This window comes from Actinophytocola glycyrrhizae (assembly GCF_042653545.1).
Classification (GTDB): Bacteria; Actinomycetota; Actinomycetes; order Mycobacteriales; family Pseudonocardiaceae; genus Actinophytocola; species Actinophytocola glycyrrhizae.
In genome coordinates, this window is the sequence record NZ_JBHSIS010000024.1 from 15,531 (window position 1) to 40,630 (window position 25,100).

Genomic DNA, 25,100 nt, shown 5'->3' on the forward strand with positions numbered 1-25,100 from the left:
TTTCAGGGCACTTCAACGACGATCAGGCGAACCGACGGAACACCGGCTTCACCGGCCGGCCACCAAGCCAAGGCGACGGATCACCGGCGTCGAGCGCCTGCCGGTACACGGCACAAGCCGCGCCGACGACCTCGACCGTACGGTCGAGGTCGACGTCGGACAGCGCGGCACTGACCACGAACGACGGCCCGACCACCCCACCCAGGATCAACTGGCGCAGGAACAACGTCCGGTACTCCTGGGAAGGCCGACCGTCCCGGTCGAGCGTGGCGAACACCAGGTTGCTGTCCCGCCCGCGCACGACCACGTGCTCCGCTACCCCGGCCGCGGCGGCGGCCTCCCGCACCCCCGCGGCGAGCCGCGCACCGATCGCATGGAGCCGCTCGGCGACACCCTCCTCGGCGTAGGTGTCCATGACAGCCATGGCGGCGGCCAGCGAATGCGTCTCACCACCGTGCGTGGTGGACAGGAGGAACACCCGTTCACGGGAGTCCCGAAGCCCACCCAGCTCCATCAACTCGCGTCTGCCCGCGAGCGCGGACACGGCGAACCCGTTGCCGAGCGCCTTGCCGAAGGTCGAAAGATCCGGCGTCACGCCGTACACACCCTGTGCACCGGCCTCCGACCAGCGGAAACCGGTGATCATCTCATCGAAGACCAGGACGACACCACGTGCGGTGCACAGCTCACGCAGCCCCTGCAGGTAACCGGGCGGCGGATCGGTCTGCGTCGCCGCCTCGAGAACCAGGCACGCCACGTCGTGGTCGTCGAACAGCCGCGCCACCGCCGCGAGATCCCCGTACGGGAACGTGACCACGTCCTGCGCCGGAATACCGGCCGACATGGCGGTGGTCCCGATGAACCAGTCGTCGGTGGAGAAGAACGGCTGATCGGCACACAGCGCGATCACCGTGCGACCGGTGGCGGCACGCGCGAGACGGACCGCCGCGGTGGTGACGTCCGACCCGTTCTTGGCGAACTTGACCATCTCCGCGGTCGGCACCGTGGCGAGGAACTTCGCCGCCGCCTCGACCTCGATCGTGCTGGGCCGCACGAAGTTGCCGCCCAGCTCGAGCCGCGCACGGACCGCCGCCACGACACGTGGATGCGCGTGCCCGAGGCTCACCGCGCGCAACCCGGAGCCGTACTCGATGAACTCGTTGCCGTCGACGTCCCACACGTGCGCGCCGCGCCCGCGTACGAACACCGGCGCCATGCCCTCGGGGTACTGGTCCTCGCCCTTGGCGTAGGTGTGCGCGCCGCCGGGCACCATGTCGTTGAGGCGCTTGTTCGCCTCGACGGAACGGGTGAAGTCCATCGGTCTAGGTCCTTCCCTGTGCCGACGACAAAGCCGCCGCGAGGGTCGGCGCCCCCATGTCCCGTCGCGACAGCGACGCGGGCGGCAGCGGCCACGGAATCGCCAGCTCGGGATCGTCGAACGCGATCGCCACGTCCTCCGCCGGGTCGTGCGCGCGGTCGATGCGGTAGGAAACGTCGGCCGGGTCGGTGAGCGCCTGGAACCCGTGCGCACAACCGGCGGGCACGTACAGCGTCACCTGTGTGTCGCCGGAAAGCTCCAGGTGTTTCTGGTTCCGGAACGTCGGCGAGTCCGGGCGGAGGTCCACGATCACGTCGAACACGCGGCCGTGGGAACAGCGGACGAGCTTCGCCTCCCCGCGCCCGGACCGCAGGTGCATGCCGCGCAGGACACCGAGGGCCGACCGCGAGACACTGTCCTGCACGAACCCGTCCGGGTCGATGCCGGCCGACCGGACGACCTCGGCGTCGAAGGTACGGCTGAAGAACCCGCGTTCGTCGACGTGCGGTGTCGGCTCGAACAGGTAGGCGCCCGCGATCTCGGGCACGGGGATGGCTTTCACGGTCGTTCTCCCTTGGACACCAGGAAGTACGCGTAACGGCGGTCCAGCTCGTTCTCCGGGACCAGTGTCACGCCTTCTGGCCGCAGGCCGCTGTCGGCGACCAGCTGCCAGAACTCGGGGACGGAGTAGGTGGTCATGCCCGCCACGCTGGTGCGGTAACCACGGCGGCGCGGACGCGACCAGAAGTCGCCTTCGTGGTACTTCACCTGGATCAGCGCGAGGCCGCCGGGGGCGAGCACGCGGGACGCGATCCGCAGCAACCGTTCGCCGTACTCGGGTGTCGGGATCAGTTCGAACAGGTAGAAGCAGAGGAAGAGGTCGCAGGTGCCGATCTCCGCCACGACGCGCTCGGGGTGCGCGACCTCGGCGAGCACCGGGGTGAACGGGGTGCCGCCGCGCGCGGCGACCTGCCGAGCGCATTCCGCCAGTGTTTCCGGCACCACGTCGACGCCGACGAACTCACGCGCCTTCGGTGCGAAGTGGACGGCGTTGGCGCCGCCGCCACAGCCCCACTCCACCACCCGCCCCAGTGGCCGGTCGAACCCGACCGCGCGTGCGCCGCGCTCGAACATGTCGAGGTGCCGCTTGCCGATCTCGTGCCACAGGTCGCCGTCGTCGAAGACGTGTGCGTCCCGCCAGTGCGAGTTCGCCTTCCACGACGCGCTGCCCGCCGACGCCCAGTACGTCTGGGCGTCCGCGGCGATCCGCGACTCCGAATGGGACAGCCCGACCCTGGTGAGGACCCGCTGTACGAGGTCCTCCGCCCTGCTGCCCACCTTCCGCACGCACGCCGCGACATTCGGGGGACGAACGGACCCGTGCCGCCGTTCTCCAGCCCTGAAGTTCAAGAAACCACCTCCCGTGTCACCTCCGCCGGCATTCCCAGACATGCCGACAACACTTCGAACTGCCGCGCGAGGGCCGCGGTCTTGTGCGCCACGTGCTCTTCGAGCAGCGGCCGGACGCGGTCCTCGGCGGCCGCCACCGCCGTGAACTGCGCCGTCAACCGGTCGACGTCGACGGTCCTGGCGTCCTGTGTGTACTCGCGCAGACCCATGTCCGCCATGATCCGGTCGTTCTTCGCCGAGTAGCTGACCGAGATGGTCGGCTTCGCCAGCTTCAACGCGCACAGCACGTTGTGGTAGCGCGTGCCGACGACCACCTCGGCCCGTGCGATCTGCGCCATCACGTCGCCGAGGGTCCTGATGGGTTCGTAGGTCACCGCGCCGGACGGGTGCTCGGCGAGCACCCGCGCGACGACCGTCTCGTCGACCTCGTCGCCGATGAGCAGCCGCACGCGGTGGCCGCTCTCGACCAGCCCGCGCACGAACGCACGCATACCGTCCACATAGGTCCGGTGGATCTGCTCGGCGCGGGCCCGGTCGTCGTTGCTGCCGTGGAAGTCCATGATGCCGACGGCGACCGTGCCGGGCTCCGGCGCGACGTCCGGGTTGGGCAGCGCGAACACCAGGTCCGGGTAGATCTCGTCGCGGGAGGTGTCCACGCCCATGGCGCCCACCGCGTCCCTGGACAGGGAGTCGCGGAACGAGCGGTAGTGCGCGAGCCGGGTCGCCCACCGGTAGAACGTGCGCATCACGCGCTGCCGGATGATGTTGGCGCCGACGTTGACGAACGCGACCTTGGTGCCGGTGAGCCTGCCGAAGAGGCTGAGCAGGAACATCGACAGCGGGAAACCCCACGCCCGCAGGGGAAGCGTGTTCTCCAGCACACCGGCGCCCGGCACGATCACCACGTCCTGCCGCCGCACCCAGCGCAGCAGCCGGGCCGCGTCCCGGACCTTGCCGAAGGACTTCAGGCCGACCCGCACGAGCAGACCGGGTTCGCGGTCGCGCGTGTAGTACCAGTACAGCGGCGCGGCCGGGATGCCGTAGCGGGCCTCGACCACGTCCGAACCGGAGCACATGGCGCTCAGCTCGGCGGACGGGTGGCTGGTGCGCAGGTAGGCGAGGACGACCTCCAGTGAGCCGTCGTTGCCCATGTTCCCCGCGCCGAGCAACCCGAACAGACCGACCTTCACCGGTGCGCCCCTCTCGGCACGATGCCCTCGATGGACAGGACCTGGTTCTTCGGCGCCTCCGCCGGTCTGCTGTCGGCGCTCACGACCTTCCTGGTGAGCCTGCTCCGCAGGTACTCGGCCAGGTGGCGGTAGCACTTCCGTTTCTCCGCGCGGCTGATCGGCGCGCGGCGGATCAACGTGACGTACCCGAGGGCGTACTCGGCGAGCAGGCGCGGCGCCGGGTTGAAACCCCTGGCGCGCTTCGGGTCGAGGTTCGCGCAGCGGCTGCGGATGCTCGGGTTGGCGCGCTCGGCACGGGTCTCGTGGTCGCGGCGGAAGTACAGCAGCTCCGGAACCTGGTGGAAACGGCCCTGCATGGCCATGTCCATCACGAACGTGCGGTCCGCGTGGTGGTAGCTGTCGTGCGGCCTGACCCTCCGCAGGGACGCGGTGCGGATGACGCCGTAGAAGTCGTCGCCGCCGGGGGCGTGCAGCAGGCCGCGGAACCGCTCCGCCGCGGACGGCGAGTCGGTGGGGATGCGGTAGTCGTAGGGCTCGATGATCCGGCCCTGGCTGTCGATCGTCGCGTTGTACGAGTGCGCGAGGACGAAGTCCGGGTGGTCGTCGAGGAACCCGACACAGCGTTCGAGCAGAGTACGACCGTACAGGTCGTCGTGGGAGGCCCACTTGAACAGCTCGCCCCTGGCGAGGGTGAACACGTGGTTGTGGTTGCCCGCAGCGCCGATGTTCTCCGGCAGGCGGTGGTAGCTGATGCGGGAGTCCTTCGCGAGGTACCGCTTGCAGATGCCGGCGGTGCCGTCGGTGGACGCGTTGTCGGTGATGATCAGCTCGTAGTCCTCGAAGGACTGGCCGAGCAGCGCGTCGAGGGACTCCGCGAGGTACTCCTCGCCGTTGTAGACCGGCAGGCCGACGGTCAGTCTCGGGGCTCTGGTCCGCGTCATGGTGTCCTCGATTCCACGAGTTCGGGTTCGGGAGTGTGTTCGCGCAGCGCCGCGCGCAGTTGCAGCCACCACAGGCCCGCGCCGAGCCACATGGCGGCGGTGGAGCCCCAGCTCATGCCGACCGCGCCGCCGAGCCACGCGCCCACGAGCCCGAAGCCGAGGTACCCGGCCGACGCGACGAGCTGGGCCCGCAGGCTTCTGCTCGCCGCGCCGAGTGCGCGGAGCCCGGCGGCCGCGCCCGCGACGATGCCCGCGCCGGTGACCGACAGGGACACCGGCAGGATCAGCGGTCGCGCGTGGTCCCACACGTCGTCGAGCACGAGCCTGCCGAGCACGTCCGGCACCAAGAACAGCAGGATCGCGCCCCAGGTCGCGGCGGCGACGGCCTGCACCCCGCCCAGGGTGAGGCAGAAACGGGCCAGGCGTCCGGGTGCGCGGCGCAGGACGCGGGCCGCTTCCGGCACCGCGACCAGGTTCAGTCCCATCAGCAGCGCGAGGAACGGGCCGAGCAGCAGCTCGGCGCCGCGGACCGCGCCGACGTCCCCGAGGCCCGCGATGGCGCCCAGGCCGTACATCCGCAGCTGGGAAGCCCCGGAGTTGCCGACGTTCTCCACCAGGTAGCGGGAGCCGAGGTCCTTGTGCCTGCGCAACCAGGTTCTGACGCCGGAGAAGTGCGGCACGATCCCGCTCTGCAGCCAGCCGCACCCGGCGGCGAGCAGTGACGCGCCACCCCAGGCGAGCACGAACCCCCACACGTTGCCGTGCGCGGAAGCCAGCAGCAGCAACGGGATCATCGCGACGGCCCACACGACGTCGTTGACGAACGCCTTGTGCCCCTGCCCGGCTGCGAAGAACGCGAACCGCCAGCTGTCCTGCAGCAGCATGCCCGGCATGACGACGGCCAGCGCGACGAACGCGGACCCCAGCGTGCCGCCGATGGCGAACCCGGCGAGTGCCGACACCACCCCGAACGCGACACCGACGGCGACCGCGGTGCCCGCGGCGCGGCTGGTGGCGTGCCGCCAGTCCGTTGTGGACACCCCGCTGTACCGGACGACCAGCGGGTCGGTGGCCAGACCGCGGGAGACGTTGAGTACGACGCCGTAGGTGACCCAGGCGAGGCTGAACACACCGAACGCGGCGACCCCCAGCTCGCGGGCGACGAACACGCCGACCACGAAGTTGGTCATGCTGGACACGGCCTGGTCACCGAGCCCCCACGACAGGCGCCGTGCGATACCACCCATCTAGGCGTCCTTCGGTGTCGAACAGGTCGCTTCCTGAAGGAGTCCGGCGGCGTGCAGGGCGTCCGCCGCCGCGGCGACGGCCGTGAACGGGAGCCGGGCCCGGTCGGCGATCGCGAGCAGGTCGTGGTCGCCGTCGGACAGGTTCAGCACCCACAGCATCGCGAGCTGCGCGTCCTTCGCGTCGCTGCGGCCACCGAGCGAGGAGTACAGGCCGCGCCTGCCCAGCTGCGGCTCGCCGTACGGACTCAGGTTGACGAAGCGCCGGTTCCGATCCAGTACGCCGACGGCCTCCCGGCACACCGTGAGCGTGTCCACCATGGACTCCCGCGTCACGAAGTCCGGGTCGTCGCCGGAGGTGTGGTACTCCGGGTAGCCCGCGTACGGGGTGCGGGTGAGCGAGCCGACGCCCAGGTCGTAGCCGGGTGAGCAGTACTGGCGCTCGTCGTAGCCGTACGGGGAGAACTCGCGGATCTCGTGTGGCCGGTCGCGGAGCACGTGCGCGAGGACGCGGTCGATCTCGGCGTCACCCCTGCGGCTCTGCTTGTAGGTCAGTGCCCCGCGGTCACCGGCGCAGGCGAGGACGAGGCCGTGCCTGACGCGGTCCACGTCGTTGCGGGCCAGCCAGGTGATGGCGCCGATGGTGCCGGGCGCGAAGATGAAACGGTAGGTGTGGTACGGGTTGTCCAGTGACTTCGCCAGCTCGACCGCGACCGCCACCCCGGCCAGGTTGTCGTTGGCGAGCGACGGGTGGCACACGTGGCAGGACACGATGACCTCGTCGTCGACCTGGCCCCGCACCACGTGCTCGGCGTAGGTGAGCGACCCGTCGGCCAGCGTCGAGTCGACCACCACCTCGTAGTCGCCGTCCGGCATCGCGTCCAGTGTGGACTGTGCGAGGCAGAACCCCCACGTCGGCGCGTAGTAGGAGGTGCGGTACGGGACGAGCCACGGCTGTTCGGGCAGCGTGTGCAGATGGCTGCGCAGCTCCGCGAGCGGCATGGTCCGGTTCACCGGCACGCTGTAGCCGACCACGTGCAGGTTCAGCGCCTGGAAGTCCACGATCCGCTTGCCGTCCCGGGAGATGTGGGCGTCGCGGATGTTCCACTCCTGCGGCACGGTCCAGTCCAGCACCCGCGTGCCGGTCGGCACCTCGTGGACCGTCAGGTCCAGGTGCTCGCCGACGACGGCCAGGGTCTGGCGCAGGCCGTCGCCGGTGATGCTCCGGCACAGCGGGTACAACCGCCGCACCAGAGCGTGCATCCGGTCACCCTCAGACATACCGCAACGTCTCGTTCACCGCGCCCGCGGCGGTGCGGTCCTTCAGCCAGGCCAGGCGGGTGAAGCGGCGCTCGAAGGCCACCTTGGTCAGGCCGTGCCGCTGGTAGGCCTCGATCAGCTCGACCGCGCCCGCCTTGACCGACCACTCGCAGTCGAACCCGGGGACCGCCGCGCGGAAGCGGGCGAAGTCGACGCGGTAGGAACGCGGGTCGGCGCCCGCCTCGCCGGTGATCCGCAGCGTCGACCCCGGCACCGCCTCCACGACCTCGTTCGCGATCTCCGCGACCGTCACGTTGTTGCGTTCGGTGCCGATGTTGAACGCCCTGTCGTGCACGGCTTCCCGCGGTGCGGTCAGCGCGGCGGCGAACGCGCGGGCGATGTCGGCGGCGTGCACCAGTGGGCGCCACGGCGTGCCGTCGGAGAGCACCAGCACCTCACCGGACAGGAACGCGTGGCCCACCAGGTTGTTCAGCACGATGTCGGCACGCAGGCGCGGGGAGAAGCCGAACGCGGTGGCGTTGCGCAGGTAGACCGGCGTGAAGTCGTCGTCGGCCAGGTCGTGCAGGTCGTCCTCCACCCGCACCTTCGACTCCGCGTACGGGGTCACCGGCCGCAACGGCGCGTCCTCGCCGACCAGGTCACCACCACCGGAGGCGCCGTAGACCGAGCACGTCGACGCGTACAGGAACCGGCGCACCCCGGCGTCGCGGGCCAGGCGGGCGAGCCTGGTGGACGCGTGGTGGTTGATGTCGTAGGTGAGATCCGGCGCGAGCGCGCCGAGCGGGTCGTTCGACAGCGCGGCCAGGTGGATCACCGCGTCGAACCCCTCCAGGTGCGACAGGTGCACGTCCCGCAGGTCCACGGTGTGGCCGGGCGGGTCGACCGGCGCGGGCCCGAGCAGGCAGGGCGCGAACAGGCCGGAGTCGAGGCCGTGCACCTCGTGCCCGGCCGCCGTGAGCACCGGCGCCATGACCGTGCCGAGGTAACCCTTGTGTCCGGTGAGCAGCACTCGCATGGCTAGCCCTCCCAATCGAGTGTCAGCTTGTGCACCGAGAACGCCTCCGCGTACCGCGCGTGGCATTCGATGCCGCGGATGCGCGCGAGCCCGAGGAAGGCTTCCCGGTCATACCAGGGACGGTGTCGCTGCGAGGGGTAGTGCTGTTGCAGCAGCGCCACCTTTTTCTCGGCGGTCTGCGCCGTCAGCGGCTGGTAGGCGGTGGGGCGGCCGAGGTCGGCGTCCCACTTGACGATCTCGTAGCCCAGCACCAGGTGGTTCCGGTAGACCGTCGGCACCAGCCGTGCGAGGCCGCGGTGGTCCTGGTGCGCGTCCTCCGTGCGGGGCGCGAGGACCAGGTCCGGGTCGGTGTGCGCACGCAGCTCCTCCAGCGCGGACTTGGCCTCGTCCCAGTGCGCCGGGAGGCGGCCGTCGGGGAGCTTGTGCACGGTCACGTCCAGCTCCGCGCCTGGGCAGAACGCGCGCAGCGCTTCCCGCTCCTCGTTCTCGCGGTCCGTGCCGCCGCCGGACAGCACGAGCGCGTCGACCCGCAGACCGGGGTTGGCCCGGCACAACGTGAGCAGTGTGCCGCCCGCGCCGATCGCGATGTCGTCGCAGTGCGCCCCCAGCGCGACCACCTTCGCCACGCGCGCGCCGAGACCGATCACGCCGGCACCCGCTCCCACAGCGCCCATGGGCGGACGCCGCGCGTGTAGCCGTCGTCGAGCATGGTGCGTTCCTTGACCGTGTCGGTCGGCTGCCAGAAGCCGCGGTACGGGTAGGCGAGCAGCCGCCCGCGCTTGGCCAGCTCACCGCAACCGTCGGCGACCAGGTCGCCGCCCTCCGGGATGTGGTCGAAGACCTCCTGGCGCAGCACGAAGTAGCCGCCGTTCTCCCACAGCGGCATCTCGCTGACCGCGGTGATCGCGCCCACCATGCCGTCGGTGCCCATCTCCACACAGTGGAACGACGACTGCGGCGGCACGACCATCATCGACGCGCCCGCGTCGGAGTCCGCGAAACGGTCGATCATCGCGGGCAGCGGGGCGTCGGTGAGCACGTCGGCGTAGTTGGCGAGGAACATCTCGTCGCCGTCGAGGTGGTCCCGGACCCGGCGCAGCCGCTCGCCGATGGCCGACTCGACACCGGTCTGGGCGAACGTGATCGTCCAGTCGGCGATGTCGGTGGACAGCAGCTCCGGCCTGCCGCCACGGAGGACGAAGTCGTTGGAGGTGGTCTCCTCGTACTCGAGGAAGAACCGCTTGATGTGATGCGCGCCGTAGCCGAGGCACAGGATGAACTCCGTGTGCCCGAAATGGGCGTAGTAGCGCATCACGTGCCAGATCAGCGGACGCGGGCCGACCATCGCCATCGGCTTGGGCACGTCGTCGGCGGCACCGTTGCGCATCCGCATGCCGTAGCCGCCGCAGAACAGAACTACCTTCATGGCTCGACGATCTCCAGGTGCGGAATGGGGAAGACGAGCTTCCCGCCCCAGTCGCCCACATAGGACAGTTGGGCGGTCAGCTCCTTGCGCAGGTTCCACGGCAGCACGAGCACGTAGTCCGGCCGGTCCACCGCGATCTGCTCCGGCGGCAGGACCGGGATCCGCGTGCCGGGCGTGTACCGGCCGTGCTTGTACGGATTGCGGTCCACTGTGTACTGGAGCAGGTCCGGGCGGATGCCGCAGTGGTTGAGCAGCGTGTTGCCCTTGCCCGGCGCGCCGTAGCCGACGACGGTCCTGCCCGCGTCGACCGCGTCCACCAGGAAGCGCAGCAGGTCGCGGCGCACCTTCGCCACCCGCTGGGCGAACTCGGTGTAGCCCGCCAGCTCGTGCAGGCCCGCGGCCTTCTCCCTGGCGAGGACGTCGGTGACCCGCTGGGTCGGCTCGCCCGCGCGCTCGGCGGGCTGGGCCAGCAGGCGGATCGAGCCGCCGTGCGTCGGCACCAGCTCGACGTCCACAAGCGACAGACCGCCGCTCGCGAGCGCACGCTGCGCGGACGCGACCGTGTAGTACTGGAAGTGCTCGTGGTAGATCGTGTCGTACTGGTTGTGCTCGATCAGCGTCAGCAGGTGCTGCACCTCGATCGACACCCAGCCGTCGTCGGCGACCAGCGCCCGCAGGCCCCTGGTGAAGCCGACGACGTCGGGGATGTGGGCGTACACGTTGTTGGCGACCACCAGGTCGGCCGGGCCGTGCTCGTCGCGGACCGCCTGCCCCGTCTCCGGCGACAGGAACGCGGTCAGCGTCGGCACGCCCTTGTCCCGCGCCGCCTCGCCCACGTTCACCGACGGCTCGACACCGAGGCAGCGGATGCCACGCGCGACCACGTGCTGCAACAGGTAACCGTCGTTGGACGCGACCTCGACCACGAACCCCGGGTCGATCCGCGCGACCTGCGCGTCGACGAAGTCCTTGGCGTGGCGCACCCAGGAGTCGGAGTACGACGAGAAGTACGCGTACTCGGTGAACGTCTCCTCCGGGGTGATCAGCGGCGGCAGCTGCGCCAGCAGGCACTCCGTGCACAACCGCAGGTGCAGCGGGTAGGTCATCTCGGGTTCGTCGACCGCATCGGCCGACAGGAACAGCTCACAGGGTGGAGTGGCACCGAGGTCGACAACGCTGGCGAGGTTGCCCGAGCCACACAAACGGCATGTCATGTCTAGTAAGCCCCCTGACCACCGAGCACAGCCCGGAAGGTCTTCCACAGGATCATCGCGTCGAGCGCGAGTGACCAGTCCTCCACGTACCGCAGGTCCAGCCGGACCGCCTCCTCCCACGGCAGGTCACTGCGTCCGCTGACCTGCCACAAACCGGTCAGACCCGGTTTCACCAGCAGCCGCCGCCGCACATCCGCCTCGTAGCGGGCGCTCTCCTCCGGCAGCGGCGGGCGAGGCCCCACCAGCGACATGGCGCCGGTGAGCACGTTGAACAGCTGCGGCAGCTCGTCGATCGAGTACCGCCGCAGCACCGCGCCGACCCTGGTCACCCTCGGGTCGCGGCGCATCTTGAACAGGACCCCGGCGCCCTCGTTGGCGTCCGCGAGGTCCTTCTTGATCCGGTCCGCGTCCCGCACCATCGTGCGGAACTTGAGGATCGTGAACTCCTTGCCGTCCTTGCCGACCCGGCGCTGCTTGTAGAACACCCCGCCCCGGCTGTCGACGGCGACCGCGGCCGCGGCGAACGCCATCACCGGCAGGCCCACCGTCAGCAGCAGGACCGCGCCGATCCGGTCGACCACGCCCTTCACGAAACGGCGGACCCCGGTGAACGCGGGCGCGCTGACCCGCAACAACGGCATGCCGAGCACACCGGACACGTGCAGCCGCGGCCCGGCGACCTCCATCAACGTCGGCGCCACCACCATCTCCGCGCCGCTGCCCTCCAGCTTCCAGGCGAGCTGCTGCAGCCTGCGGGGCGTCCAGTACGGGTCGGCGGTGATCGCGACGATGCGGTAGCCGCCCCGGCGGACGTGGTCGGCGAGCTCGTCGAGGGTGCCGATGACGGAGACGCCGTCGACCTCCATGCCGCTGTCACCCTCGCCGTCGACGGTGCAGATCGCGTCGACGCGCCACCCGACGTGCGGGGCGGCCTTGGTGCGGGCGATGAGGTCCCGGACGGTGTCGACGCCGCCCGCGGCCATCACGGGCAGCAGGCACTCGCCCTCGTAGCGCAACCGGTGCAGGAGCTGGCGCAGCAGGTAGCGGGCCAGCAACGCGACCACGGCGGTGGCCGGGATGACGATGAACACCCACGGCCGGGTCGACACGACCCCGGTGGCGAGGCCCGCGAGCCCGAGCGCGACCGCGCCGGCGAACATGCCGCGGCTGAGACGCACGTATTCCTCGGCGCCCTGGCCGAGGACGGTCGGATGCCAGGCCCGGTTCACGGCGAGCGAACAGATGACGGAGACGACGGAGAGGAAGCCGAGCGTGAGGTCCTTGAACAGCGCCGCCCCGCCGACGCTGAGCAGCCCGCCGACGGCGACCGCGGAGAGGATCGTGACCAGTACGTCACTGGTGATCACGTACCGGCGATACCGGGGCTCCCACCCGCCGACGGGTGGCCGGGACGGTTCCTGCGGGAGTCGGCGGTTGGCAGACAGGCCCCGCAGGATCACCGGTCTCCGCCGTGGGGCGCCTAACTGGTCACGCATCGTGGTCCCCCCAGCCGTCTGCGCGCACGCGCGTACGGCGGGTTGTCTGGGCGTCCCCGAAAGCCCGCGAATGGCCGAATGTCGTTGCGACCCAACGATTCGGATTGCCCCTGCCGCCCCGAGGTCGCGTTCACTGATTCGCTCGGAACCGGGGCGCCGTTACACGCACAGTGAGTCGTTCCACTGTGACGAACAACTGCTCACGGTTTGTTATCGGTCGGGTAACCCAGGTGACCAGCCCAGTTTCACAATTGTCGGTGGGCGGAATGCTCCGTTCGCGCCATCCCGTACCACTCGTCCCCCGCGGGCCGCCCGTCGAGGTTCCAGCTCCACGACACCTCGGCGGTGATCCGCACGTAGGTCCCCGGTCCGACGAGCCCGGTCCGCGCCACCGGCTCGCCCGCGGTCCCGTACACCCGCACCCCTCGCGCGACGAACGGGTCCATCGACACGAGGTCGTCGACGACGAGCGCGACCCGCCGCCGCCCGGCGACGACGTTGCGGATCTTGCGGGTGCCGCCGACCGTGGCGCCGCCGCCGACCCAGAACCCGGTCTCGTCGACCTCGAAGGCGACGGGCACGACGTCGGGCCGCTCCCCGGCGTTGAGGGTGGCGAGCCGGGCCAACGGCTGCGAACGCAGGTAGTCGAGTTCCTCGCGGCTGAACACAGATGTCTCCTCTCGTCGGGTACCACACGAGTGGAGCGGGCCGGGATCGACAGGTCAGCGCGAGAAGGACGCCCGCCGCCGCGGCGGTGGCGACGCCGCCCGCCTCGACCGCGCGGCCGAGGCGATCCCGCCGACGATCACGGCGACCCCGCCGACCCCGCACGCGATCCACGCGATGGTCATGACCTGGCTCGTCAGCGCGTCGTAGAAGGCGCCGGCCAGCTCCGGCCGGGGACTGCGCGCGGTCACCTCGCTGCGGGCGACGAACTGGAACAGCACGAGCAGCAACATCGTCACGACGAGCCCGATGCCGCCGACGATCAGCACCCGCCCCCGCCGCGCCGCGATCAGCACCCCGCCGACGAGCAGGAGCAACGTCACGATCGGCAGCACCACGCTGAGCGTCTCGAGCAGGTCGAACGCGGGCACCAGCTGCCGCACCGCGGGCCGCGAGATCAGCTCGACGGACGCGTCGATCGGCGGGATCTGCTCCGCGAAGGGCACCCCCTCGGTGGTCATCCGCTCCCGCAGCTGGGCGGCGACGTCACCGAGGTCCAGCACGATCGCGTCACCCTGGACGCTGAGGCTGCCGCCCTCCTCACCCCGCAGCATGGCGAGCACCTCGGGGTGGGCCTCCTGGTTCACGGAGATCCAGAGCTGCCGGAACTGGTCGCTCCTGACGAACGAGGCAACGCTCTGGTCGACCAGCGACCGCGCCGACTCCGGCACCTTGCCCGCGAGGGCCGCGTTGATCTGCTCGGTGACGGACGCCTGGATCTCGGGATCGTCGGCGAGCGGTTCGACCGCGTCGAGGTACCGCTGCCGGTCGGTCACCTCCCCGACGAGCGCGTAGGCCGCCACGGCCGGCGCGGCGAGCAGGCAACCGAGCAGAACGAGGATGGTGCCAAAGGTGGTGCGCACGCGCGCACACTAGCGGCTCCACCCGACCCCGTGCGGGTTGTCGATGGCATACCGCCACCCCCCCCCCGCCATCGGTGGCCGTCCCGGACAGCTCCCCGACGGCCCAGCCGACGACAACGAGCCGACCACGCGGACGACGTAGCACTTCCGTCGGACAGCCTGGGGTGTTCCATCTACCCTTGGTGCCATGTCCCAGGTCTTCACTGCCGCCGTCCACCAAGAGGACGACTGGTTCGTCGCTCAATGCCTCGAAGCCGACGTAGCCAGTCAGGGTCACACCATCGACGAAGCCGTAGCCAACCTGTCAGAGGCGGTTGGCCTGTACCTCGACGAGGTGGAGGACCCGCACCCCACCGCCAGGCCTTGGGTCACATCGTTCGAGGTGACTGGCGCAGCGTGAGTCCAGTTCTGTCGGACCTGCCGGTCGCCAAGCCAGGATCACCTCAACAGCTTCTCTGAAGCTGGTCAGATGCTGTTCGTCCCGCCCCCAGCGGACGCCTGGCACCCGTGCCGTGCAGTCGGCGCCTCGCCTACCGGCGATGAGAAGGACCACCACAGACCTCGGCACACCGCCGCCACGGTGCTGCTGCTCCTGGAGGTGCCCGAACGGGCCGCGATGGAGTTCGTGGGCTGGCCGAACAGCAGCATGGCAAAGCGCTACCGGCATGTCACGGCAGTCCTGCGGGGGGCAACATCGCGAGAAGTCTCAACGACTTCCTCTGGGAGGGCAACTGAGACCCCGAAGAGACCCGACAGCCCCCGGTGATCTTCGCCGGGGGCCGTTTGTGCTTGTGGCCAGGGGCGGGATCGAACCGCCGACCTACCGCTTTTCAGGCGGTCGCTCATACCAACTGAGCTACCTGGCCAGAAAAACCAAAGTGGCCCACCACCCCAACCGAGGCAGGGACCACACTGGCTCAGAAGTTCCGGGATACCCCGGAACTTCCGCGACCCTGACGGGACTCGAACCCGCGACCTTCGCCGTGACAGGGCGACGCGCTAACCAACTGCGCCACAGGGCCTTGCTTGTTACAACGGTACAGCGTGCTCCCAACGGGATTCGAACCCGCGCTGCCGCCTTGAAAGGGCGGAGTCCTAGGCCGCTAGACGATGGGAGCCCGGGCTGCCCGCTTGGAGCATCGAAAGCATATGACACGCCTCCGGGCACCTACAAAGCGGGTCTCCGAACACCCTCCTAGCTGCGACAACCGGCCGGCGAACCGCGTGCCGGCCGGTCGACGTCGTCAGCGGCGAACCGGTGGGATCCCGTCCTCTCCGGGCACCAGGCCCAGCATGTCCAGCAGTTCCCGGCAGTCCTCGACGCTCTGGGCGCCGCGGGCCACCGCGAGCTGTGCTCGGTGCACTTGCTCGTCGGACACACGTGAGGTGTCGCCGTTCCGCTGGGCAGGCACACCGCCGGTGCTGAAATTGAGAGCGGTGTCCTTGGACTCGTGCTGCAACAGGAAGTCGCGAACTTCGACTGGGCCACTCATGTCGCCTCCCCGACCATCAGGTTTCGGGGAAGGCTATGAGACGCGGACCACTTACCACAGCCCCCCGAGGAGTGAATCCGCCCCCCACGGAAAGTAGTCGCGGGCGGCTCCTGGGCCCTCGCGCGACGAACAGTGCTCGTGATCACCACCGCCGGGTCACTCGAATGGCCCCATCCGATCACTGATCACCACCTGCTGCCCCCGCCTGAGTGGGCGCGCTGATCGAGGTCCCCCGATCGATCTGCCTGCATTCCCGCCGCGACCAGCAGCAAAGGCATTTCGGACAAGGCGACCCATGTGGGGGACACCCGGTCCCTCAAGCGCGACCTGCCGTCAGTCGAAGGACTTGAGTGGGGAGGCCGTACGAGAAAGGAAGCAGAGACCAGTGCCCATGCACACGATCTACAACGTGTACCGGGTCGCCGGCATGACCTGCGACCACTGCGCCAGCTCCGTCACCGAGGAGCTGTCCGCGCTCGACCACGTCACCGACGTGGATGTGAACCTGACCACAGGCGCGGTGACGATCACGAGCGCCGACGAGCTCAGCCGTCCGCGCGTGGCGGCGGCGTTGGCCGAGACCGGTCACCGGCTGACGGACTGAAACGTTTGCCGCTCCACCATCGGGATCGGTCCACAAGAAACCGCCCCGGCCGGGCGAACCTCCTCCTTGGCGGAGCTTGTGTCCGACGGGCCCGGCGTCCGCGCTGGTCACCGGGCCCTCGGGTGGAGAGTTCATCGTGGCGGCGAACAACAGGTGAATATTTCCCTAGAATTTTTCACCTTCGCCCTCTCGCACGAGGCGCGTGCGCGTGCAACAATCGAATCGCTGACACACCCCCGGTCAGCGCCTGTGGAGATCCCCTCCGGCCCCCGCGTTCCTCCCCCTGGCGCGGGGGCCTCTCCATGTCCGCACCTGGCTCACGCAGCACAAATACCCAGAGTGACGCAACCCTTACCAGTGATTTTGGTTGCTTTGCTGGTGAGACCGCAATCCATTCGTTATCCTCCTCTGGTGCTTTTCACTGGACGTAGTCGACCAAGCGCCAAGGCAGCGGCGGACCCCGCCAACGCCGGGCGCCATCGCACCGAGGTGGAGCAGGGCGAGTCCCTCCCTGACCACGACCTGGAGTCGTACCTGGCCGCCCTTTCCCCCGAGGGCGACCCGGAGACGACCGGCTCCGGCCGCCGGTTCGGCGGGTCGCAGGTCTACCAGCTGCGCCTGTCGCTGATGGCGAACGAGCAGCTCAAGGAGATCGCTGCACACAACCAGACCTCCCCGCTCGCGCTCGCCCAGGAATGGGTCATGCAGCGCCTCGAGTGGGAGGCGCAGCAGCTTCCCCGCCGCTGAACCAACCGCAAGCCCCGACAACCACACGAGCAATACGAAGGGCCCCGGTCGCACCCGACCGGGGCCCCTTCGTCGCTGAGCTACCTACAGTGCGCGTACGTTCGTCGCCTGGGGGCCTTTCGTGCCCTGACCGACCTCGAACTCGACACGCTGGTTCTCTTCCAGAGTGCGGAAGCCCTTGCCCTGGATTTCCGAGTAGTGCACGAAGACGTCGTCGCCGCCCTCGTCGACGGCGATGAAGCCGAAGCCCTTCTCGGAGTTGAACCACTTCACCGTGCCCTGTGCCATCCGCCTGCCTCCATCGCAGGATCAGCATGGGGTTACGCCGTGCAACCCCGGCAGCCCCTCGGGCGTTCCTCCGCCGACTTTCCGACGGACAAGCGGCACGCCCGCGTTTGTCGTTCCGCGAGCGTGTACAGCACGAACACAGAAACTACCAACGGCCTGCGCGGCAGAGCGTAGCGCGACGAACACGCTCGGCACTACTACTTGCACACGGCTGATTACACCTCCGGATCGATAGTCGCTGGATACGGCCGAGTGGACGCACGTGATCTGCATCACATACGAACGAGCCAACGCAGATCCACCCAGAGGCGTCGAAACAGGTGTGAGCACGACGCGGCAGCGGGAACAGGGGGAACCAATGGGTGGACGGTGGTCTCGGTGGGTACCGAGAGCCGCACTGGCAATCGGCATCGTGGCCGTCCTGGGGATGACGGCCTGCAGTTCCGGCGACGACGCGGCGAGCCCGCGGGGGACGCAGACGTCCTCGGACGCTCCCGCGGGGCAGGCGGCACCCAAGCCGCCGGCGAAGATCACGCTCGAACCGGTGTCCGGCGCGGCCGACGTCTCGCCGGTGGCGCCGGTGAAGGTGAGCGTTGCCGACGGCACCATCGAGGAGCTGACGCTCACCAACCCGACCGGCAAGCAGGTCATCGGCGAGCTGTCGGCGGACAGGACGTCCTGGTCGGTCGGTGAGCCGCTGGGCTACGGCAAGACCTACACGTGGGCGGGCACCGCGCGGGGCACCGACGGCAGGACGGCACCGATCTCGGGTTCCTTCACCACGGTCACGCCCGCCCGGCAGGTCGACGCGTCGCTGAACGTCGGCGACGGCAGGACCTACGGGATCGCGATGCCGATCGCCGTGAAGTTCGACCGCGCCGTCACCGACAAGGCCGCCGTGCAGAAGGTCATGACCGTCACCACGTCCGTGCCGACCGAGGGCGCGTGGGCGTGGCTCGACGACCGCACCGCGCACTGGCGGCCCAAGACGTACTGGGCACCCGGCACGAAGGTGAACATGGTGGCGAAGCTGTACGGCACCCCGTTCGGCGACGGCACGTACGGCGCCGAGGACCGCACCGTGCACTTCACCATCGGCCGCTCGCAGATCGTCAAGGCCGACACCCGGACGCACCGGCTCGTGGTCATCCGCGACGGCGTGCAGGTCGCGGACTTCCCGGCGAGCTACGGGCTGGAGTCCGACCCCGGCCGCGTGACGCACAGCGGCACGCACGTGGTGATGTCCAAGCACGAGTCGTACTCGATGACCAACCCGAAGTACAACTACGAGAACGTGGTCGTGCCGTGGGCGGTCCGGATCTCCAACAACGGCGAGTTCATCCACGGGTACGCGCCGTCCATCTGGGCGCAGGGCAAGCAGAACGTGTCGCACGGCTGCGTGAACCTGGCCCCGGCCAACGCGAAGATCTACTTCGACAGCGCGATGACCGGCGACCCGGTCGAGGTCGTCGGCAGCACCGAGCAACTCGGCCCGGAGGACGGCGACTACCACGACTGGGCGCTGACCTGGGACCAGTGGCTGGGCAAGTCCGCCGTGTGAGTTTTCTTCTAGGGTTGGCCCCATGGCCACTCCGCGAGTGTTCACGACGTTGTCGTCGGCTCTGCGCACCGAGGCGCGGGCCGGCGACGACGACGGGAACACCGGCGAGGAGGACGTGGCCGCCGGATATCTCGTCGTCCGCTCGTCCGGGGCGAGCGCCGCGCGGATGGCGATCGACGCGCCCTCGGCGCCCGCGCGGGAACCGGCACAGATCCAGCTGGTGATGCGTGCTTCCCTGCCGAAGTACGTGCCAACGCGCGGGGTCAGCCTGAGTTTCCCGGAATGCGCGCTGCGGGCGCGGCCCGCCGGTCGCAGTGGGACCGTCCTGCTGACCGTCTCGACCGCGAAGCTGTCGATCAGTTTCGCGGAGCTGCGGCCGCTGATGTTCCGGCCGGTCCCGCTGGACCGGTCACTGCAGACGTTGTTCGCGGCGGCCGTGTCACACCTGCTCGTCGTGTCGGACTCCCTTGACCCACACGGGATCAAGCCGTACCTGACCGGGCTCGCGGAGCTGGTGCTGCGCAGCGCGTTGCGCACCGAGCTGAACCGTGCGGACGCGATCGCCATCCGCCGCCGCGACGCCGTGGCCCATATCAGGGAACACCTGTCCGACCCCGCGCTGACCGCAGAACGGATCGCGGAAGCGCTGTTCATCTCGCGGCGGCGGCTGTACCAGTTGTTCGACGACGGGGACGGCGTTTCCGGCCGGATCCGGCAGTTGCGGATCGACCGCGCCAAAGAACTACTCGGCGATCCGGCACACGCCAAGCGCGGCATCGGGGAGATCTCCAAACAATGCGGCTTCGCCAACGCGGCACACTTTTCCCGGACTTTCCGGAAGGTGGTCGGGGAAACACCAAGGGACTACCGGGACAAACTGCTCGCCGAATGAGTTCCGGCGAAATCCACCGACGACACGAGCTGCCCCAGCACGGTCGCCAGTTCCAGCCAGCCCCGCCCCGTCGTGGAATGCAGCGTGAACACGGCCATCCTGCGGCTGTCCGGCTCGATGACCACAGCCTGCAGCTGGGCGCCCGCGGTCGGCGGACCGGCCAGCAGGACGCGTTCGGCGATCACCACCGGGTAGCCGCGCGTGGTCGTCGACGACGTGACCTCGCGGATGTCCTGCCCGTCCCCGTCGGACAGGTGCCGCGCCAGCTCGGCCGCCGCGTCCGGACCGAGCGGGGTGTCGGCCATGACGACCATGCCGACGAGGATCGCCGGGTCGGCGTCCGCGTGGGACACCACGGCGACCAGGCCCGCGCCGTTCTCGTGCGCCAGCTCGGCCGCGTCCCGCGCGGCGAGCGCGACACCCGGGTCGTGCGCCGACTCCGGGCCGCGCACGGACACGAGCAGCTCGGTCAGCGCGGTCGTCGTCGCGTCCACCGAACGCATCGGCACCGGGGTGATCCCCGGGATGGCGGCGAGCTTCACGACCCGCTCAGCGGGGTCTCGCCGAGCACCATCAGCTCACCGGTGCCACGGACGGTGTCACGGAACGGCCGCGCGGCGACGACCGCGGGCCCGCCTTCTGGTGGCGTGGTGAACGTGCCGGGGGTGACCAGCGCGGCCAGCGACGCCGACACGCGGGACGACCGGTGCAGCACACCGGCCAGCGCGCGGATCGCCTGCCGGTCGCCATCCGGCGCGGTGCCGGTGTCCAGGACGGCGGCTGCCTCGTCGGCGGCGCGCAGGTGGGTGCGCGCCAGCTCCTCCGCCTCCGACAGCACCGCCCGCAGCGCCGCCTCCGCCGTGGCGACCCGGTCGGTCGCCGCGGCGACCTCGACGCTCGCGCTCGCCGCCGCGGCCGGGGTGGACGCGAGGTCCAGCGCGTTCTGCTTGTCCTGCAGGGCGTCGCGGGCGTCGTCGACCGCGCGGCGGGCCCGGCGGGCTCGCGCGTCCAGGTCCTCGGTGCGCCGCTTGTTCGCGGCCAGCGTCTCCGCCCACTGCTCCAGCACGGGGATCGCGGCCCGCAGCCTGCCGACGTCCGCCGATGGCACCTGCGCGCGGAACGCGTCCGCTGCCGCGCCCTGCCAGGACGCGGCGTGCCGGGCCGCGGTGCGCACGGCGGGTGGCACCGACGCGAGCGCGTCCACCGCCGCCCGCAGCTGCGCGACCGTCTGCGCGACCGCGTCCACACTGCCGGGCGTGGGGTCGAAGCCAAGTCCCCGGTAGGTCACCACGGGCCCTGATCGAACCGGCTCGCCGCCTCGCTGTCCAGCGCCGTGTACGTCTCCCGCGCCCGGCCCACGTCGTCGGCCAGAGCGGTGACCGCCGCGCGGGCCCGTGCCACGTCGGACTCCGCGGCGGCGAGCAGCGCGCCGACGACCGCGGCCAGCCTGCCGGGGCCGACGTCACCGGCCGGTGCGAACGGCACGTCCAGGTCGTCGGCCGCGGCACGCAGCGCCGACTGCGCGGCGGCGATGCCGGGCAGGTCGGCCGCGAAGCCGGTCACGCCCCGAACACCGACGGGTAGGCGGGCGGCAGGTCGTCGAGGAAGTCCATGCCCTGGTCGTACTTGTTGCGGTGCTCCTTGTCCTCCTCGCCCTGCGCGCCGTGGCCGAACGGCATGCCGCCGAACGCGCCCGGCCCGCCCGCACCCCGCGCGGCGTTCGCCACGCCTGCCGCGCCCGCGGGGCCCCGGCCCGGCGTCGGGCCGACCCCGGAGAGGCCGCCGGGGCCGCCGTAGCCGGGTGAGTTGCGCACGATGTCGGACCCGCCGGAGCCGAGGCTGCCGACCCCGCCGCCGTAGCCGGTGCCGCCGGGGCCGCCGCCGGGGCCGCCACTAAGTGCCGGGTTTCCGAAGCTCGCGGCCGCGGTGGACGAGTTGCCGCCCACGCCGGACGCTGGCGGCGGCGGAGCCGGGTGGCCCGGCGGCGGGGCGGTGGGGCCGGGGTTCGGGCGCGGCGCCGGATCGGGTGCGGGTTCGGGAGCCGGTGAGGGCCCGGGCCCGACGTCCTGGTTGGTCGTCGGGGTCGCGTCGGTGAAGTGCGGCATCGTGTCGTGGACGTCCCTGGACTGCGCCTCGTAGGCCTCCATGACCTGCACGGCCTCGGCCTTGCGGGCGCGGGCCTGCTCGTGGCTGACCAGGCCGTCGGACAGGAGCTGCTTCAGCAGGACCGCGGTGCTCGGGCCGCCCGTGCTGGTGACGGTGTAGCCGTCGCGGAAGTTGCGTTCCGCGGTGGCGAACGCCGGGTCCGGCATGTGCGACTGGGCGCGGCCGACCGCGTCGGTGTAGGAGGACATGCCATCGGCGATGCGGCTCGCGGTCTGGCTCGCGGTGCCCGCCCACGCCATGAGCCGCGAGTTCGACGCGGCCGAGCTGACCGCGGCCTGGCCGTGCCACGCACCCATCACGCGTTCCATCACGCGCTGCACGTCACCGGTGGTCGCCTCGATCTTGCCCGCGAGCGAGCTCCACTGCCCGGCCCGCGTCGCCATCTCCCCGACGTTCGCGCGCATGATCATGTCGAACAGCTGGTCGTGCTGGTAGGCGTCCCAGTTGACCTTGCCGAACCGGCCCGGATCCCGGTTGCGCCTGCGCTTGTCGCGCAGGTCGGCACGGCGCTTCCTGGCCCGCTTCGACCAGCCGTGCACCTCCCGCCAGGTCTCGTGACGGCGGTCGCGGTCGTAGTCGTCGGGCACGTCCATCAGGCGAGCTCCTCCAGCTGGGCGGCCTGGGTGCGCAGCCGTTCGACCATGTCGTTCTCCACACCCTCGTAGGTGCCGAGCGTCGCCACGATCGCGGTGCGGACCAGGATCAGCTCCTCCATGTAGTCGAGCAGCGCGGTCTGCACCCCGCCGTCGAGGTCCGCGCGGTCGAGGAATGCCTTGCGCATGTGCCGGGTCACCGGGCTGGTCCCGTCGCCGAGCGGGCCGGTCAGCTCCGCGGCGTCCTTCAGTTGGGCCAGCAGGTCGTCGTGCAGGGCGGCGAGGTCGCGTTCCGCCTGGCGCAACGTGGCGAAGTCGGCCTCGATGCCGTCCATGCCGACGCCCGTGACCCCGTGCCGCACGTCGCCGAAGGAGGCCACCCGCGGCAGGAAGTAGGCGACGTCCTCTTCCCCGTGCTCCCGTCGCAGCCGCCTGGCCTCGGTGAGACTGTCGATCCGATCGCCCGCCATGGGCTACCTCCACCCCGATCCTGCCGTCCCGGGCACCAGCCTGGCCGTCGCGACCGGCTGGGGACAGCAATTCCAGCACAGAGTGCACGGCTGGACACAACAGTCGCTCAACTGAACAAGCCCTCCGGCAGCAGCAGGTGCGCGAGCCGGTCGGCGAGCGCGGAACAACGTTCCAGCTCGGGCCCCACGATGTCCAGCACGGTGACCTCGTCCTCGTCCACCCGCCCATTGCAGCCGGTCCCGGGCGCGGGTTGGGCAACCACTGCACCAGCGGTCACGGGGGCGACTCATCCGGACAACACGGCACGCGATCTACTCTGAACGAGTGAGTCGCGTATCCCCGAAGTGGCCGCCGGTCGAGGTGGAACACCCGGCGCCGCACCCCGACGCCCCCGAACCCGGCACGAAGCTGGGCCCGCACTACGCCCACTGCTTCGGCTGCGGCGACGAGACCGAGGGCGGCCTCCACCTGCGGACGGAAAGCGGCCACGACGCGACGATCATCGCCCAGTTCCACGTCACCGAGGCCCACCAGGGTGCGCCCGGCCTGGCCCACGGCGGCCTGCTGGCCTGCGCGTTCGACGAGACACTCGGGTCCACGGTCGGGCAGTTGCTGCGCAGACCGGCGGTGACCGGCAAGCTGGAGACCGACTTCCTGCGCCCGGTACCGGTCGGGTCGACCCTCCACATCGTCGGCAAGCTCGACGGTGTCGCGGGCCGCAAGGTGTACGCCAGCGCCGAGGGCAGGCTCGACACCCCCGACGGCCCGGTCGCCCTGCGCGCGCGGGCCCTGTTCGTCATCGTCGACTTCAGCCACTTCACCGAACACGGCACCGCCGACCCACGGGACGTACATCCCGACCGCGACATCAACCCGTAGAAGGAACCGAATGTTCGGCGTGATGCTCAGCGCGCTGGTCGCGTTGATGCACTGGTACATCTGGAAGCGACTGGTCAAGGACACCATGCGGCGCGGCCGCGCCCGCCGTGTCCTCACGGTGCTGGTGGTCGTGCTGGCCATGCTCGTCTTCGCGACCCTGACCCTGCCCAGGCTCATCGGCGTCGCCGCGTCCGGCTGGTTCGCCTGGCCGGGCTACATCTGGTTCGGCCTGGTCGTCTACCTGTTCCTGACCCTCCTGGTGCTGGAACTCCCCAGACTCGCCCTGCGGCCCTGGACCCGAAGAACCCCGCTGGAAGCCACCGCGACGGCCCCCGTCCCACCCGGCGCGTCACCGCCGGCCGAGACGACACCCGCAGCCGAATCCCCCCAACCCGCCGAAGCGGCGGCCCCCGCCCGGTCAGCGGGCCAGGGCGTCAGCCGGCGCCTCTTCCTGGCGCGGAGCACGGGCCTGGTCGCGAGCACGGCGGCCGTGAGCCTCACCGGTGTCGGCATGGCGAACGCGCTGGGCCCGCCCGACCTGCTGCGTGTGCCGGTGCGCCTGCCGAACCTGGACCCGGCGTTCGACGGGTTCCGCATCGCGGTGGTGTCCGACATCCACCTTGGCCCGCTGTCCGGTCGCGCGCACAGCGAGCGGATCGTCCGCATGATCAACGAGACGTCCCCGGACATGGTCGCGATCGTCGGCGACCTCGCCGACGGGTCCGTCGACGAACTGGGGCCGGCCGCCGAGCCACTGCGCGACCTGGTGTCCCGCGAGGGCACGTTCTTCGTGACCGGCAACCACGAGTACTTCGAGGAGCCGTTCGTGTGGCTGCGCGAGCTGGACCGGCTCGGCCTGCACTCGCTGCGCAACGAGAACACGGTGATCCGCCGCGGCGGCGCCGCGTTCGACCTCGCGGGCGTGAACGACATCTCCGGCCGCCTCGTCGACGACGGACCGGACTTCGACAAGGCGCTCGCCGGCCGCGACTCGTCCCGCCCCACCGTGCTCCTCGCACACCAGCCGGTGCAGGTGTCGGAAGCCGCGAAGCGCGGGGTGGCCCTGCAGCTGTCCGGCCACACCCACGGCGGCCAGCTGTGGCCGTTCCACTACATCGTCGACGCCCAGCAGGGCGCCGTCGCCGGTCTGTCCACCGTGGACGGCACGCAGCTGTACGTCACCCGAGGCGCGGGCTTCTGGGGTCCGCCGGTTCGGGTGGGCGCACCGCCGGACATCACGGTGCTGTCACTGCGGAGCTAGTGCGTCTTTTCAGGGCATGCC

Annotated in this window: 29 protein-coding genes and 3 tRNA genes; 8 read left to right on the plus strand and 24 right to left on the minus strand. The window is 70.5% G+C overall.

Annotation, left to right across the window (positions count from 1 at the left end; genetic code table 11):
- Positions 1-22: 22 nt before the first annotated feature.
- The 14 genes from ACFPCV_RS34775 to ACFPCV_RS34840 form a co-directional block, all read right to left on the minus strand.
- On the minus strand, positions 23-1,318 hold the full coding sequence (locus tag ACFPCV_RS34775) for a glutamate-1-semialdehyde 2,1-aminomutase (RefSeq protein WP_378061321.1): 1,296 nt from the start codon (positions 1,316-1,318) through the stop codon (positions 23-25).
- A gap of 4 nt (positions 1,319-1,322) precedes the next feature.
- Positions 1,323-1,880, minus strand: a complete 558-nt coding sequence (locus ACFPCV_RS34780) for a dTDP-4-dehydrorhamnose 3,5-epimerase family protein (protein WP_378061323.1) — start codon at positions 1,878-1,880, stop codon at positions 1,323-1,325.
- Positions 1,877-2,665 (minus strand): class I SAM-dependent methyltransferase, encoded by a 789-nt coding sequence (locus ACFPCV_RS34785; protein WP_378061324.1) that lies wholly within the window; start codon positions 2,663-2,665, stop codon positions 1,877-1,879. Before ACFPCV_RS34785 ends, ACFPCV_RS34780 begins: the two co-directional genes overlap by 4 nt.
- A 59-nt stretch (positions 2,666-2,724) precedes the next feature.
- Positions 2,725-3,918, minus strand: coding sequence for a polysaccharide pyruvyl transferase family protein (locus ACFPCV_RS34790; RefSeq protein WP_378061325.1), 1,194 nt, complete (start codon positions 3,916-3,918; stop codon positions 2,725-2,727).
- Complete coding sequence (locus ACFPCV_RS34795) at positions 3,915-4,859, minus strand: glycosyltransferase family 2 protein (protein ID WP_378061326.1); 945 nt, start codon at positions 4,857-4,859, stop codon at positions 3,915-3,917. Before ACFPCV_RS34795 ends, ACFPCV_RS34790 begins: the two co-directional genes overlap by 4 nt.
- Entirely contained in the window at positions 4,856-6,106 is a 1,251-nt protein-coding gene (locus ACFPCV_RS34800) for an MATE family efflux transporter (protein WP_378061327.1), read from the minus strand. Before ACFPCV_RS34800 ends, ACFPCV_RS34795 begins: the two co-directional genes overlap by 4 nt.
- Positions 6,107-7,384 (minus strand): DUF4910 domain-containing protein, encoded by a 1,278-nt coding sequence (locus ACFPCV_RS34805; protein ID WP_378061329.1) that lies wholly within the window; start codon positions 7,382-7,384, stop codon positions 6,107-6,109.
- Positions 7,377-8,399: an NAD-dependent epimerase/dehydratase family protein gene (locus ACFPCV_RS34810; RefSeq protein WP_378061331.1), complete on the minus strand. Its 1,023-nt coding sequence runs from the start codon at positions 8,397-8,399 to the stop codon at positions 7,377-7,379. The genes ACFPCV_RS34805 and ACFPCV_RS34810 overlap by 8 nt, the downstream gene beginning before the upstream one ends.
- A 2-nt stretch (positions 8,400-8,401) precedes the next feature.
- Positions 8,402-9,046 (minus strand): PIG-L deacetylase family protein, encoded by a 645-nt coding sequence (locus ACFPCV_RS34815; protein ID WP_378061332.1) that lies wholly within the window; start codon positions 9,044-9,046, stop codon positions 8,402-8,404.
- Entirely contained in the window at positions 9,043-9,825 is a 783-nt protein-coding gene (locus ACFPCV_RS34820; RefSeq protein WP_378061334.1) for a sugar phosphate nucleotidyltransferase, read from the minus strand. Before ACFPCV_RS34820 ends, ACFPCV_RS34815 begins: the two co-directional genes overlap by 4 nt.
- Positions 9,822-11,039, minus strand: coding sequence for a class I SAM-dependent methyltransferase (locus ACFPCV_RS34825; protein ID WP_378061336.1), 1,218 nt, complete (start codon positions 11,037-11,039; stop codon positions 9,822-9,824). The genes ACFPCV_RS34820 and ACFPCV_RS34825 overlap by 4 nt, the downstream gene beginning before the upstream one ends.
- A 2-nt stretch (positions 11,040-11,041) precedes the next feature.
- Positions 11,042-12,535, minus strand: coding sequence for a sugar transferase (locus tag ACFPCV_RS34830; protein WP_378061338.1), 1,494 nt, complete (start codon positions 12,533-12,535; stop codon positions 11,042-11,044).
- Positions 12,536-12,780: 245 nt separating this feature from the next.
- On the minus strand, positions 12,781-13,203 hold the full coding sequence (locus ACFPCV_RS34835) for a PPOX class F420-dependent oxidoreductase (RefSeq protein ID WP_378061340.1): 423 nt from the start codon (positions 13,201-13,203) through the stop codon (positions 12,781-12,783).
- A 54-nt stretch (positions 13,204-13,257) separates the two neighbouring features.
- Positions 13,258-14,124 (minus strand): hypothetical protein, encoded by an 867-nt coding sequence (locus tag ACFPCV_RS34840; RefSeq protein ID WP_378061341.1) that lies wholly within the window; start codon positions 14,122-14,124, stop codon positions 13,258-13,260.
- A 187-nt stretch (positions 14,125-14,311) separates the two neighbouring features.
- On the opposite strand from ACFPCV_RS34840, the gene ACFPCV_RS34845 reads away from it, so the two are divergent.
- Together ACFPCV_RS34845 and ACFPCV_RS34850 are read left to right on the plus strand one after the other, a co-directional pair.
- Positions 14,312-14,524: a type II toxin-antitoxin system HicB family antitoxin gene (locus ACFPCV_RS34845; RefSeq protein ID WP_378061343.1), complete on the plus strand. Its 213-nt coding sequence runs from the start codon at positions 14,312-14,314 to the stop codon at positions 14,522-14,524.
- Positions 14,525-14,593: 69 nt separating this feature from the next.
- Complete coding sequence (locus ACFPCV_RS34850) at positions 14,594-14,890, plus strand: tyrosine-type recombinase/integrase (protein ID WP_378061345.1); 297 nt, start codon at positions 14,594-14,596, stop codon at positions 14,888-14,890.
- 26 nt (positions 14,891-14,916) lie between these two features.
- Here the strand turns inward: ACFPCV_RS34850 and ACFPCV_RS34855 are convergent.
- The 4 genes from ACFPCV_RS34855 to ACFPCV_RS34870 all read right to left on the minus strand — a co-directional run bounded on the left by ACFPCV_RS34855 (position 14,917) and on the right by ACFPCV_RS34870 (position 15,617).
- A tRNA-Phe gene (locus tag ACFPCV_RS34855) sits at positions 14,917-14,990 on the minus strand.
- Between the two features lie 82 nt (positions 14,991-15,072).
- A tRNA-Asp gene (locus ACFPCV_RS34860) sits at positions 15,073-15,146 on the minus strand.
- A gap of 23 nt (positions 15,147-15,169) precedes the next feature.
- A tRNA-Glu gene (locus ACFPCV_RS34865) sits at positions 15,170-15,242 on the minus strand.
- Positions 15,243-15,368: 126 nt separating this feature from the next.
- Positions 15,369-15,617, minus strand: coding sequence for a hypothetical protein (locus ACFPCV_RS34870; RefSeq protein WP_378061347.1), 249 nt, complete (start codon positions 15,615-15,617; stop codon positions 15,369-15,371).
- Positions 15,618-16,008: 391 nt separating this feature from the next.
- On the opposite strand from ACFPCV_RS34870, the gene ACFPCV_RS34875 reads away from it, so the two are divergent.
- Together ACFPCV_RS34875 and ACFPCV_RS34880 are read left to right on the plus strand one after the other, a co-directional pair.
- Positions 16,009-16,221 carry a heavy-metal-associated domain-containing protein gene (locus tag ACFPCV_RS34875; protein WP_378061716.1) on the plus strand — a complete coding sequence of 71 codons (213 nt, stop codon included), beginning with the start codon at positions 16,009-16,011 and terminating at the stop codon, positions 16,219-16,221.
- Between the two features lie 411 nt (positions 16,222-16,632).
- A complete protein-coding gene (locus ACFPCV_RS34880) occupies positions 16,633-16,968 on the plus strand; it encodes a hypothetical protein (protein ID WP_378061349.1) in 336 nt (111 codons plus the stop codon).
- A gap of 84 nt (positions 16,969-17,052) precedes the next feature.
- Here the strand turns inward: ACFPCV_RS34880 and ACFPCV_RS34885 are convergent, their stop codons facing one another.
- Complete coding sequence (locus tag ACFPCV_RS34885) at positions 17,053-17,256, minus strand: cold-shock protein (RefSeq protein ID WP_133905397.1); 204 nt, start codon at positions 17,254-17,256, stop codon at positions 17,053-17,055.
- A gap of 358 nt (positions 17,257-17,614) precedes the next feature.
- Between ACFPCV_RS34885 and ACFPCV_RS34890 the strand changes: the two genes are divergently transcribed.
- Entirely contained in the window at positions 17,615-18,817 is a 1,203-nt protein-coding gene (locus ACFPCV_RS34890) for a L,D-transpeptidase (protein ID WP_378061351.1), read from the plus strand.
- Between the two features lie 22 nt (positions 18,818-18,839).
- A complete protein-coding gene (locus ACFPCV_RS34895; protein ID WP_378061353.1) occupies positions 18,840-19,709 on the plus strand; it encodes a helix-turn-helix domain-containing protein in 870 nt (289 codons plus the stop codon).
- Here the strand turns inward: ACFPCV_RS34895 and ACFPCV_RS34900 are convergent.
- Genes ACFPCV_RS34900 through ACFPCV_RS34920 form a run of 5 tightly spaced genes read right to left on the minus strand, consistent with a single transcriptional unit; the run spans position 19,682 to position 22,938 of the window.
- Positions 19,682-20,251, minus strand: coding sequence for a hypothetical protein (locus ACFPCV_RS34900; protein ID WP_378061355.1), 570 nt, complete (start codon positions 20,249-20,251; stop codon positions 19,682-19,684). The two genes, ACFPCV_RS34895 and ACFPCV_RS34900, sit on opposite strands and share 28 nt — an antisense overlap.
- The gene (locus ACFPCV_RS34905) at positions 20,248-21,000 is read right to left on the minus strand and encodes a hypothetical protein (protein ID WP_378061356.1); all 753 of its coding nucleotides are present in this window, start codon (positions 20,998-21,000) and stop codon (positions 20,248-20,250) included. The genes ACFPCV_RS34900 and ACFPCV_RS34905 overlap by 4 nt, the downstream gene beginning before the upstream one ends.
- Positions 20,994-21,272, minus strand: a complete 279-nt coding sequence (locus tag ACFPCV_RS34910; protein WP_378061358.1) for a hypothetical protein — start codon at positions 21,270-21,272, stop codon at positions 20,994-20,996. The genes ACFPCV_RS34905 and ACFPCV_RS34910 overlap by 7 nt, the downstream gene beginning before the upstream one ends.
- Positions 21,269-22,468: a PPE domain-containing protein gene (locus ACFPCV_RS34915; protein ID WP_378061360.1), complete on the minus strand. Its 1,200-nt coding sequence runs from the start codon at positions 22,466-22,468 to the stop codon at positions 21,269-21,271. Before ACFPCV_RS34915 ends, ACFPCV_RS34910 begins: the two co-directional genes overlap by 4 nt.
- Positions 22,468-22,938, minus strand: a complete 471-nt coding sequence (locus tag ACFPCV_RS34920) for a hypothetical protein (RefSeq protein ID WP_378061362.1) — start codon at positions 22,936-22,938, stop codon at positions 22,468-22,470. Before ACFPCV_RS34920 ends, ACFPCV_RS34915 begins: the two co-directional genes overlap by 1 nt.
- A gap of 325 nt (positions 22,939-23,263) precedes the next feature.
- Here ACFPCV_RS34920 and ACFPCV_RS34925 point away from each other — a divergent pair, with 325 nt between their 5' ends.
- Together ACFPCV_RS34925 and ACFPCV_RS34930 are read left to right on the plus strand one after the other, a co-directional pair.
- Positions 23,264-23,818, plus strand: coding sequence for a PaaI family thioesterase (locus ACFPCV_RS34925; protein ID WP_378061364.1), 555 nt, complete (start codon positions 23,264-23,266; stop codon positions 23,816-23,818).
- 10 nt (positions 23,819-23,828) lie between these two features.
- Positions 23,829-25,079, plus strand: a complete 1,251-nt coding sequence (locus tag ACFPCV_RS34930) for a metallophosphoesterase (protein WP_378061365.1) — start codon at positions 23,829-23,831, stop codon at positions 25,077-25,079.
- Positions 25,080-25,100: the final 21 nt, after the last annotated feature.

Bases quoted from the DNA above. Each gene is read 5' to 3' on its own strand.
- ACFPCV_RS34825 (WP_378061336.1), bottom strand. From the start codon at position 11,039: ATGACATGCCGTTTGTGTGGCTCGGGCAACCTCGCCAGCGTTGTCGAC.
- ACFPCV_RS34875 (WP_378061716.1), top strand. From the start codon at position 16,009: ATGCACACGATCTACAACGTGTACCGGGTCGCCGGCATGACCTGCGAC.
- ACFPCV_RS34885 (WP_133905397.1), bottom strand. From the start codon at position 17,256: ATGGCACAGGGCACGGTGAAGTGGTTCAACTCCGAGAAGGGCTTCGGC.
- ACFPCV_RS34805 (WP_378061329.1), bottom strand. From the start codon at position 7,384: ATGTCTGAGGGTGACCGGATGCACGCTCTGGTGCGGCGGTTGTACCCG.
- ACFPCV_RS34800 (WP_378061327.1), bottom strand. From the start codon at position 6,106: ATGGGTGGTATCGCACGGCGCCTGTCGTGGGGGCTCGGTGACCAGGCC.
- ACFPCV_RS34810 (WP_378061331.1), bottom strand. From the start codon at position 8,399: ATGCGAGTGCTGCTCACCGGACACAAGGGTTACCTCGGCACGGTCATG.
- ACFPCV_RS34890 (WP_378061351.1), top strand. From the start codon at position 17,615: ATGGGTGGACGGTGGTCTCGGTGGGTACCGAGAGCCGCACTGGCAATC.
- ACFPCV_RS34930 (WP_378061365.1), top strand. From the start codon at position 23,829: ATGTTCGGCGTGATGCTCAGCGCGCTGGTCGCGTTGATGCACTGGTAC.
- ACFPCV_RS34850 (WP_378061345.1), top strand. From the start codon at position 14,594: ATGCTGTTCGTCCCGCCCCCAGCGGACGCCTGGCACCCGTGCCGTGCA.
- ACFPCV_RS34915 (WP_378061360.1), bottom strand. From the start codon at position 22,468: ATGGACGTGCCCGACGACTACGACCGCGACCGCCGTCACGAGACCTGG.
- ACFPCV_RS34920 (WP_378061362.1), bottom strand. From the start codon at position 22,938: ATGGCGGGCGATCGGATCGACAGTCTCACCGAGGCCAGGCGGCTGCGA.
- ACFPCV_RS34820 (WP_378061334.1), bottom strand. From the start codon at position 9,825: ATGAAGGTAGTTCTGTTCTGCGGCGGCTACGGCATGCGGATGCGCAAC.
- ACFPCV_RS34870 (WP_378061347.1), bottom strand. From the start codon at position 15,617: ATGAGTGGCCCAGTCGAAGTTCGCGACTTCCTGTTGCAGCACGAGTCC.
- ACFPCV_RS34795 (WP_378061326.1), bottom strand. From the start codon at position 4,859: ATGACGCGGACCAGAGCCCCGAGACTGACCGTCGGCCTGCCGGTCTAC.
- ACFPCV_RS34775 (WP_378061321.1), bottom strand. From the start codon at position 1,318: ATGGACTTCACCCGTTCCGTCGAGGCGAACAAGCGCCTCAACGACATG.
- ACFPCV_RS34895 (WP_378061353.1), top strand. From the start codon at position 18,840: ATGGCCACTCCGCGAGTGTTCACGACGTTGTCGTCGGCTCTGCGCACC.
- ACFPCV_RS34830 (WP_378061338.1), bottom strand. From the start codon at position 12,535: ATGCGTGACCAGTTAGGCGCCCCACGGCGGAGACCGGTGATCCTGCGG.
- ACFPCV_RS34845 (WP_378061343.1), top strand. From the start codon at position 14,312: ATGTCCCAGGTCTTCACTGCCGCCGTCCACCAAGAGGACGACTGGTTC.